Raw genomic sequence first — 9986 nt, 5'->3', positions numbered from 1 at the left:
TTAAATAGACTACAAGATAGAGGAAGATTTTTTGTTTCGTCATCAGATATAATATATAAAGGTCAGGTAATAGGAGAACATAATAGAGACAATGACTTAGCAGTAAACCTTGTAAAAGGTAAACAATTAACAAATATGAGAAAATCAGGATCAGACGATGCTATGAAAATTGCACCTAAAACCGAATTTTCACTAGAAGAATCAATGGAGTATATCAAAGACGATGAATATCTAGAAATAACACCCATAAGCTTAAGGATGAGAAAAATCAAGTGATCAACAAAACTTAGAAAAATTAAATTTAAAGCTAATTATTCACAAAATTTAAAAAAGTTATGATGCTTAATTTTATTAAGCATCTATCAAATAGATTTTATTTTAAAGAACAAACAGATAAGTATTACAATAAGAGAGTATATTTGTCACCAAATAAAAATATTCAGATTATGAATTTCTCAGAAATTAAAATTAATGATAATATAAAAAAGTCTCTAGTTGAATTAAATTTTATCAAAACAACTGAAATTCAAACTGAAGCAATCCCTTTTTTATTAGAAAATAGGACAGATTTAATTGCATTAGCACAAACTGGAACAGGGAAAACAGCAGCGTTTGGTATTCCTGTAATTCACAAAATCAGTATCAAAGACAATTATACACAATGTATTATACTATGTCCAACTCGAGAATTGTGTATTCAAATTACAAAAGATCTTGAAGTACTTTCTCAATATATGAGTGTAAAAATTAATTCAGTATACGGAGGTACTGATATAAAGTCACAGATTAAATCACTCTCAAAAGGAAATCATATCATAGTAGGAACACCTGGTAGAGTTATTGATTTAATAAAAAGAAAAAAAATTAATTTAGAAAAAATTAAGACCGTGGTCATGGATGAGGCCGATGAAATGCTCAATATGGGTTTTAAAAAAGATATTGATACTATTTTACAAAAAACACCTAACAATAAACAAACTCTTCTTTTCTCTGCTACAATGCCTAAAGATGTACTAAAAATTTCAAAAAACTACATGCAAAAACCACATACTATTGAGGTAGCAAATAGAAATGAAGGAGCAAAAAATATTACGCATTCATATCATATTGTTGGTTCAAGAGAAAAATACTCTGCTCTAAGAAGAATCTGCGACTATAACCCAAGTATATATGGGATTGTATTCTGTAGAACAAGAAGAGAATGTAAAGAAGTATCTAGTAAATTAATGCGAGACGGGTACAATGCTGATGCATTACACGGAGATCTCTCTCAAGCACAAAGAGATCATGTAATGGATAAATTTAGACAAAGAAACCTAGAAATACTAGTAGCAACTGATGTTGCAGCTAGAGGTCTAGATGTGAATGACATTACACATATTATAAATTATAATTTACCGGATGATAATGAAGTTTATGTTCATAGGTCTGGAAGAACCGCGCGTGCAAATAAAAAAGGAAACTCAATTATAATAGCAACAGATAGAAATTTAAAAAAAATTCAAGCTATTGAAAAAATGATTAATAAAAAAATTAGTTTCAGTCAAATTCCAACAGGAGATATGATATGTGAAGCACAATTATTAAACTTAATCAATAAGGTTATAAACTCACCAGTAGATAACCAAATTAATAAATACCTACCAGGTATAACAGAAAAACTAGCAGATTTAGATAAAGAAACATTAATAAAGCATTTTGTGTCAGTAGAATTTAATCGATTTTTATCATTTTATAAAAACTCACCAGATTTAAAAACAAAAGACAAATTTGAAATAAATAAAACAAGCTCGAAAAGTTTAGTGCGTTTTCACATGAATGTTGGTAAAAAAAATGGAGTTGGAGCACAACACATACTAGGTTTAATCAATGATAAAATTCAAAAAAGAAATGTCTTTATTGGTAAGATAGATATTATGAAGAGTTTTTCTTTTTTTGAAATTGAAGAAGAACAGAAAGATCAAATAATTAGAAAACTTAATAATATTAAATGGAGAGGCGCACAGTTAAAGGTGGAAATAGCCAAAGATTTTTCTAAAGAAAAACCATCGAAAATAAAAAAGAAAAAAAAGAAATCAAGAAAAAAGTCAGGACAATATTAAATAGATTTAAACTAAAAAAATCAATTTTAGAAATTTAATTTCACTCAGCTTTTTACGTACTATATTCATTAAACTGTATTCATATAAAAAAGTTTACTTTAAAATTTTATTGTTTACTTTTTTTTAAAAAAATTACATTAATTTTAAAATGATATAAAATCTATATAAAATGAGAGTCCTTTACAAAAGTAAAACACTAGAATTCTATAGCTCTGAGCAAGATATATCTTTAAACCTACCCTATTTCCAAAATGGTGTTTCAGCAGGATTTCCATCTCCTGCAGAGGATCATATAGATTCAAAAATAGATTTAAATCAACTTTTGATAGAACATCCATCTGCTACTTATTATGTTCGTGTAAACGGTGATTCTATGCTAGATGCAGGTATATTAAATGGTGATTTGCTAATAGTAGATAGGTCGCTTGAAGTTATTAATAACTCTATAGTAGTAGCGTATATAGATGGTGACTTCACCGTTAAAAGGATTCGAAAAAACAAAAACAAACTTTTTTTACAGGCTGAGAATAATAAATATCAACCTATTGAGATTACAGAAGAAATGGATTTCGAACTATTTGGAGTAGTTGCTCACGCAATACATCACTTTATATGATAGGATTAGTTGATTGCAATAACTTTTATGCTTCTTGCGAAAGAGTATTCAAACCTAGTTTAAAAAATAAAGCTGTTATAGTCTTGTCTAATAATGATGGGTGTGTAATTGCAAGAAGTAATGAAGCTAAAGCACTAGGTATTAAAATGGGAGAACCTGCCTTTAAAATTCAATCGATTATTACAAAAAATAAAGTCAATGTATTCTCTACTAATTTCGCACTTTATGGAGACTTCTCAAATAGGGTGATGGAAATACTAAAAAAAGAAGTCAATAAAATAGAAATCTATTCAATAGATGAAGCCTTTTTAGATTTATCTAATTACACAAGTGTAGATAGAGTAATTTTTATTAAAAAAAACATAAAACGCTGGACTGGTATACCTGTTTCAATTGGTTTAGCACCTACTAAAACTTTAGCTAAAGTAGCAAATTACATGGCTAAAAAATATACTAAAAATGGTGTTCTGATTCTAGATAATAAAAATATAATAAAAAAAGCCCTAAATAATTTACCTATAGAAAATTTATGGGGTATTGGGAGAAGATATAGTGATAAACTAAAAAAATCAGGAATCAACACTGCCTTAGAACTTAGAAACGCAAACACAATGTGGGTCAAAAAAAATATGTCAACAAATGGTATTCTTATACAAAAGGAGCTAAAAGGCGAGCAATGTTATGATTTCAAAACATATCAACCAAGAAAAAAAAGTATAGCTACAACCCGTTCCTTTGGTAAGGAGATAACAAATTATAATTTAATAAAACAAGCAATTATTCATTTTGCAGTCAATTGTGCATATAAGCTGAGAAAAGAAAAAAGTTGTTGTTCAAAAGTTTCTGTTTTTTTAATGACCAACCCTTACAAAACTAATACTAAACAGTATCATCCGAAAATTACACTGTCATTACCTACCGCCACTAATGACAGTATTGAAATATCAAACATGACGCGTAAAGCTTTGAAAAAAATCTACAGAAATGACTGTTCATATAAAAAAGCGGGAGTGATAGTTCACCAACTATCACATGAAAAAAATATCCAACTATCACTATTTAATAAAATGGATATAATAAAAAGAAGAAAACTGATGTATTCAATAGATAAAATTAATAAATCAATGGGTAGAGATAAAATACATTTAGCATCACAAGGTTTTATACAAAAATGGCAAATCAAACAAGAACAACTATCACCTTGTTACACAACCAAAATAAAAGATATTTTAACAGTAAATATTTAAAATACCTAAGTAATGAAAAATCGGTAAATGCAACATTGTTGCACTTACAAAAAAACAATATATTTGTACTTAAAAAATGGAATCAACAAATAAACTCCCAACAACGGTACTATCTGGATTTCTTGGGGCAGGAAAAACAACACTATTAAATCATATTTTACATAATAAAGAGGGAGAATACACTGTTTTTAGATATTGCTTCTAATCAAACTAATATCGTATTAATCGAGCTTAATAATCAAAACTTTAATCTTTTATTTACAAAAGATTTAGGATCTCAAACAATAATGATAAAAAATTAAAAACTTATTAAATATTTTTTTTACAAGCTTATAAGCTATAATAATTTTAAATTATTTGCTTTAATTCAATAAAAAAAATTATAAGATTTAGAAAAAAATAAAGATAAGCTGGCAACATTTCAAATAAACCATCCTTAATACGAAATCTAACAAAAATTGCTCCAAGCATCATTAGTAAAAAAAAAGAAGAACAGTAAATAAATAAAAAGGGATAAATAAAGCCTGTTAAAAATAACATTCCAAAAAATAACTGAAGAATGGAGATAAAAATACGATACTTCTGAAAGCCCCAACGCAAAAACTCATCTTTCATATATTGTGAAAATAAAGCATTAAAAGCATAAAAAATAAAAGAGATACCTATAAATAAAATTATGAAATGATATAAACTCATTTTTTGAAATTAACAAAAAATTAATAATTTAGAGCAATGGATATAATTTTTATAATAAAACTAGTAACCGTTCTCGGCATATTTAATGTTTGGATGCTTAGATATAACAAGTCTACTAAGTACAGAGGCGGAAAAGCAAAGAATCTGCAAGAGGAATTTAAAACATATGGCTTAAATAAATGGACAATGTACATCATTGGATCTATTAAAATTGGAATTTCGATTTTATTTATTGTTAGTTCATTGATGAATGATACACTTATCCTAAAAGATTCAATTGATTTTTATGGAGCGGCCACAATGTCAATAATAATGGTTGGGGCAATAATAATGCATATTAAAGTAAATGACCCATTTAAAAAATCAATGCCCGCTATAACTATGCTAACAATGTATTCCATCATATTTATGAGCTATTTATTGTAGCTAATTAGATTTATCTAATTATATACTATTATCTAAAAAGATCAGGTTATTTGTCAATAAAAATAGACTAGTTATTCACATTAAGTTTAGGGATAAAATGCTACACAAAAATTAAAATTATTTTCGCATCTATGAATGTTGACCATAAGTATCTTGAAGAATTATTAAACACTATATCGCATGGAATTGCTGCAATTGCATCAATATTAGGATTTGTAATTTTATTAAATAGTATTTCTAATCACCAAATCATTCTAATTAGCACTCTCCTTTATAGTTTTAGTCTTATAATACTATATACATCATCAACATTATACCACGGTGTAAAAAATAAAAAATTAAAGGAAATATTTAGAATACTAGACCATTGTAGCATATTTATACTCATTGCTGGCACATACACTCCTATTGCTTTAATATCTATTAATGGAACTACAGGTTGGTGGATTTTTGCTATTCAGTGGTCCTTAGTACTAATAGGATCTATTTTTAAATTTTTTTTTACTGGCAAATACGAAAATACATCATTATTAATCTATATAATAATGGGTTGGATGATTGTCCTTAAATGGAATATTCTTATAAACTCTATATCAACTTCTGCTCTTAATTTATTAATATGGGGAGGAATTATATATACAACTGGAATTATTTTTTATGTTCTTGATTCAAGAATGAAATACTCTCATTTTATTTGGCATTTATTTGTAATTACAGGAAGTACAATACATTATATTATGATTTTTAAATATGTAATAAATTAGTGTATAGTGATCTAGAAATTTAGACTTTCAAGTAAAAAAAAGGATTAAACAATGATGCTTGAATAGACATGAATTACTTATGATTTTGACCTAAACAATATAACATCTTTCCATGTGCAATAATTGCTTGAAAAAAGTTGCTTTGACAGTGATAAGGTAAATCATAATCACTAGCTATTTTTTTAACAATAATTGAAATATTTTTATAATGAACATGACAAATACCCGGAAAAAGATGATGTTCAATTTGATAATTTAATCCACCAATAAACCAAGAAAGAAGTTTGCTATTAGGGGCATAATTTGCAGTTGTTAATAATTGATTAATCGCCCAAGTATTTATATCAGTCTTAGCATTATATTGTTGATGTTCACATTCAGGTACAATATGTGCAGTTTGAAAAATGAGAGCTAATATAAATCCTGCAATAAAATGCATTGTAAAAAACAACATAAACCAATGTAAAAATGTGATTTTTAATATTATTATTGGCAGTACAAGAATAAAAATATAATAGATTATTTTCCATAATATTAGCTCAAGAAACAATCCACGTTGTTCAGAGTCAGAAATAACACCAGTCTTTTTCCATTCTATTAATTGTTTAAATTCTTTTATAGTTGCAAATGAAAAAGTCATAAGACCGTATAAAAACCAAGCATAAATAAATTGAAATCTATATATTTTTTTATAGGGTGCATCAGGTGAAAATCTTAACAATTTAATTGGACTAACATCAGGATCATGGTCATGAACATTTGTGTATTTATGATGAAGCTTATTATGTTGAATCTGCCATATTTTATCAGTCCCTCCAAGCATTTGAAGAGTAAAGCCCATTATTTTATTAATAGTTTTACTTTTTGAATAACCATTGTGATTTCCATCGTGCATAATAGACATCCCTATACCAGCCATACCAAACCCCATTAAAACCCACATAAATATTAAATAAGGCTGATTTATAGCACCTGTCATCATTAAAAAGTATGGAACAAAATATAGAGATAACATAAATGCACTTTTTATATACATATTTAAATTACCTCCCTTATCAATATTATTGTCTTTAAAATAATTGTTTACTTCATTTCGAAGAGAAGTTATAAAATTAACATCCTTAATTGAATCCATAATTTTAGATTTATTAATATACAAGTATATAAGAAAAATGAGAGCAAAAAAAATGTTTTTCAAAAAATTATAAAAAATAACAAAATAAGATTTTTAAAAAAAATAATATTCATTTCTATAATACAATTTATATATTTGTCAAAACAAGTAATTAAAGTAAAAATTATGATTGAAGATAAATTTGAAAACGCACTTTGGAGTACAAGATTTGTAGTTTTAATTGCTGTAATAATGTCTGTGATTTCATCAATTACTTTATTTATTTTGGGAGGATGGGATATTATTCAAGCAATAGTATTTAACAACCCAATTTTCGATAATAATATTAACAATAGCAATAACCTCCTTTTTAAAATTATATCATCAATTGATTTATTTTTAATTGGAATTGTATTATTAATTTTTGGATTTGGAGTTTATGAACTATTTATAAGTGAAATTGATTTTGCAAAAGGCAAGTTTGCTGATTCAACTTTAAAAATAAACAACCTAGACCAACTTAAAAACAAAATCATAAAGGTTATTATTATAGTATTAATAGTTAAGTTTTTTGAAAAAGTTTTAAAACTTTCTCAAAATTTCACTTCGCCAAGTGACCTATTGTTGTTTAGTACATCAATTTTAACTATTTGCGTAGGATATTATTTAATTAATAGAAATTAATAACTAATAATAGTTATAGCAATAATGGTGATTAGTCCTCGCTTGTAAAGTCATTATATCTATAAATACATATTTTTTTGATATTATTAGAGTTAACCATACTAATCATTTTTAATGCTAAATCATAAACTGATAATGGTCTAAATGAAATTAGAAGACCAAATTTATTAACAAAACTTAAAAATTTTAAAGATATTTTTTCACTAAACCTTATCATATGCAATGGACGTATTAAAGAAGGGGGCTGAAAAATATGTATTTTCTGAAAACTAAGAAGTTTGACAGCCTCTTCTAAATCACCCTTAATCTTAGGATAGAAAAAAAAAGATTTTTTATTTGCTCCTAAAGAGGAAACCAAAAAATATTGACTTACTCTATTTTCTGAAGCAATTTTAGCAAAATCATACTGATAGGTAAAGTCAACTAAATACTGTCTTATTTTACCTCCAGCCTCTTTTCTAGTTGTTCCTAATGAAGAAAAAAGAACATCTCCTTTGATTAATGCTTTATAATCATGTAATCTTGAGAAATCTATTTGATGAATAGAAAGCTTATTATGTTTAATATCAAATGGTCTTCTAACAAATAAAGAAACTTTAATGAAATCTGAACTTCTCAAAAGTAATTTAACTATTTCCTTACCTGTTGCACCAGAAGCACCCAATACTAAAGCATGAAGTTTTTGCATAAAAAAAATATATAACGAAATTAAAATTAACAAAATTTATAGATAAAATAAATTCTATATATTTATGAACTTTAAACTTTTATGAAGATTAAGGACGCATATCCAAAAAGAATAATATGTCTGACAGAGGAATGTACAGAAACTTTATATATACTTAAGGAAAGTAACAGAATCATTGGTGTATCAAATTACGCAGTAAGACCAAAAGAAGCAAGAAAAGAAAAAAAAGTTGTTTGTTCTTTTATAAATGCAAATATTGATAAAATTATTGAACTTAAACCAGACCTTGTTATTGGTTTTTCAGATGTCCAGGTAGAGATTGCAGAAAAATTAATTAAAAGAGGTATTACTGTTTGGATTAATAATTATAGAAGTGTGAATGGAATCAAGATTATGATTAATCAGTTGGGGTTATTAGTGGGTAAACAAATTGAATCTTTACAGCTAGTAAATAAAATTGAAAGAAATATTCAGAAAATTAAAACCAAAAATTTGAATATGTCAATAAAACCAAAAGTGTATTTTGAAGAATGGTTTGACCCCTTAATATGTAGTATTCAATGGGTAAGTGAAATTATCGAAATTTGCGGAGGGATAAATATACTAGAAAGCAAAAATTCAAAATCATTAGCCAAAGATAGAATAATTCACGATGATAAGGATATAATACAATGCAATCCAGACATAATACTTGTTTCATGGTGTGGTAAAAAATTTAAAAGAAATAAGATGATTAATAGAAAAGGCTGGAAATCAATTCAAGCAATTAAAAATAATGACATTCATGAAATAGATTCTAGTATTATTCTTCAACCAGGTCCAGCAGCATTAACTGAGGGTTTAATCATAATTAATAATATTATAAGTCATTGGTATAAAAAAAATAGTAACGATAACTAATTTACATCTAGTTAACTATAAATACTTAAATACAATTTTTTTTTCAACATTTTTAGATATAGCATGATGTACAGGGCAATTTTTAGCGGATCTTTCTAAAATGTCTTTTGTTTGAGAATCGAATTGTTTAGGAAAAATTATCTCAATTTCAATTTTAGCTATTCTTCTTGGATTATTAATCATTGTCTTAGTAATATTTGCTATAGTATCTTTTATATCAATATTTTTTCTCTCAACTGCAATTGCCATAATAGTTAGGATACAACTTGCTAAAGATGTACATAATAAATCAGTTGGAGAAAAATTTTTTCCAAGACCATGATTATCTTTAGGAGCGTCAGTAGATATTATAGAACCAGAATCTATATGAATAGCTGATGTTCTTAAATGTCCTTCGTATTTAACTTTAAATTTGTTCATAATGGATTCACTTTAAAATAAATTTTTTCTCAATACTACCATCATCGTATACTTCAAACTGAAAACCTTTACTCAACACTTCCCTACCTAAGAGATCAATTTTTTTAATAATAGCTCTATTTGACTGGAAATTATCAATTGCATTTGTATTATTAGGAGTATATTTCCTATAGTATATAATATCATCATTATAATCTAAATATACAATATGAAATTGGTCATTATAAACACTTAAATCAACGTACACACGAAAAAATAATTCACGAAAAGGTTGAAAAAACCGCCCGTTGTTTTTATCGATAAATTTAGTTAGAAATGTATTAATTAAT

At 26.4% G+C, this 9986-nt stretch carries 11 protein-coding genes and 1 pseudogene; 9 read left to right on the top strand and 3 right to left on the bottom strand.

Translation table 11 applies throughout. The annotated features are described in order from the left end of the window. The 7 genes and pseudogenes from CBD51_000650 to CBD51_000620 all read left to right on the top strand — a co-directional run. Nucleotides 1–276: translational GTPase TypA (locus tag CBD51_000650; protein RPG60644.1), on the top strand; the 276-nt coding region annotated here is incomplete at its 5' end. A gap of 167 nt (nt 277–443) precedes the next feature. After that, a complete protein-coding gene (locus CBD51_000645) occupies nt 444–2102 on the top strand; it encodes a DEAD/DEAH box helicase (GenBank protein ID RPG60646.1) in 1659 nt (552 codons plus the stop codon). Between the two features lie 169 nt (nt 2103–2271). After that, nucleotides 2272–2718: a translesion error-prone DNA polymerase V autoproteolytic subunit gene (locus CBD51_000640; protein RPG60643.1), complete on the top strand. Its 447-nt coding sequence runs from the start codon at nt 2272–2274 to the stop codon at nt 2716–2718. Continuing rightward, nucleotides 2715–3965, top strand: coding sequence for a Y-family DNA polymerase (locus tag CBD51_000635; GenBank protein RPG60642.1), 1251 nt, complete (start codon nt 2715–2717; stop codon nt 3963–3965). Before CBD51_000640 ends, CBD51_000635 begins: the two co-directional genes overlap by 4 nt. Nucleotides 3966–4041: 76 nt before the next feature. Next, nucleotides 4042–4140: pseudogene (locus tag CBD51_000630) on the top strand (hypothetical protein). 557 nt (nt 4141–4697) lie between these two features. After that, a complete protein-coding gene (locus CBD51_000625) occupies nt 4698–5087 on the top strand; it encodes a DoxX family protein (GenBank protein ID RPG60641.1) in 390 nt (129 codons plus the stop codon). Nucleotides 5088–5218: 131 nt separating this feature from the next. Beyond that, complete coding sequence (locus CBD51_000620; GenBank protein ID RPG60640.1) at nt 5219–5851, top strand: hemolysin III family protein; 633 nt, start codon at nt 5219–5221, stop codon at nt 5849–5851. A gap of 73 nt (nt 5852–5924) precedes the next feature. Here CBD51_000620 and CBD51_000615 read toward each other — a convergent pair whose 3' ends face one another. Then, the gene (locus CBD51_000615) at nt 5925–6986 is read right to left on the bottom strand and encodes an acyl-CoA desaturase (protein RPG60639.1); all 1062 of its coding nucleotides are present in this window, start codon (nt 6984–6986) and stop codon (nt 5925–5927) included. A gap of 165 nt (nt 6987–7151) precedes the next feature. Between CBD51_000615 and CBD51_000610 the strand changes: the two genes are divergently transcribed. Further along, a complete protein-coding gene (locus tag CBD51_000610) occupies nt 7152–7649 on the top strand; it encodes a YqhA family protein (protein ID RPG60638.1) in 498 nt (165 codons plus the stop codon). 31 nt (nt 7650–7680) lie between these two features. Here the strand turns inward: CBD51_000610 and CBD51_000605 are convergent, their stop codons facing one another. Further along, the gene (locus CBD51_000605; protein ID RPG60637.1) at nt 7681–8337 is read right to left on the bottom strand and encodes a semialdehyde dehydrogenase; all 657 of its coding nucleotides are present in this window, start codon (nt 8335–8337) and stop codon (nt 7681–7683) included. A gap of 87 nt (nt 8338–8424) precedes the next feature. Here CBD51_000605 and CBD51_000600 point away from each other — a divergent pair, with 87 nt between their 5' ends. Continuing rightward, nucleotides 8425–9237, top strand: coding sequence for a cobalamin-binding protein (locus CBD51_000600; protein ID RPG60645.1), 813 nt, complete (start codon nt 8425–8427; stop codon nt 9235–9237). 15 nt (nt 9238–9252) lie between these two features. Here the strand turns inward: CBD51_000600 and CBD51_000595 are convergent, their stop codons facing one another. Next, complete coding sequence (locus CBD51_000595; GenBank protein RPG60636.1) at nt 9253–9657, bottom strand: OsmC family peroxiredoxin; 405 nt, start codon at nt 9655–9657, stop codon at nt 9253–9255. Nucleotides 9658–9986 lie beyond the last annotated feature (329 nt).

The sequence above is a fragment of the Flavobacteriales bacterium TMED191 genome, assembly GCA_002171975.2.
Taxonomy (GTDB): domain Bacteria; phylum Bacteroidota; class Bacteroidia; order Flavobacteriales; family TMED113.
The sequence above is the reverse complement of the archived record's forward strand: the minus strand, read 5'-3'. Positions and strand labels throughout refer to the sequence as shown.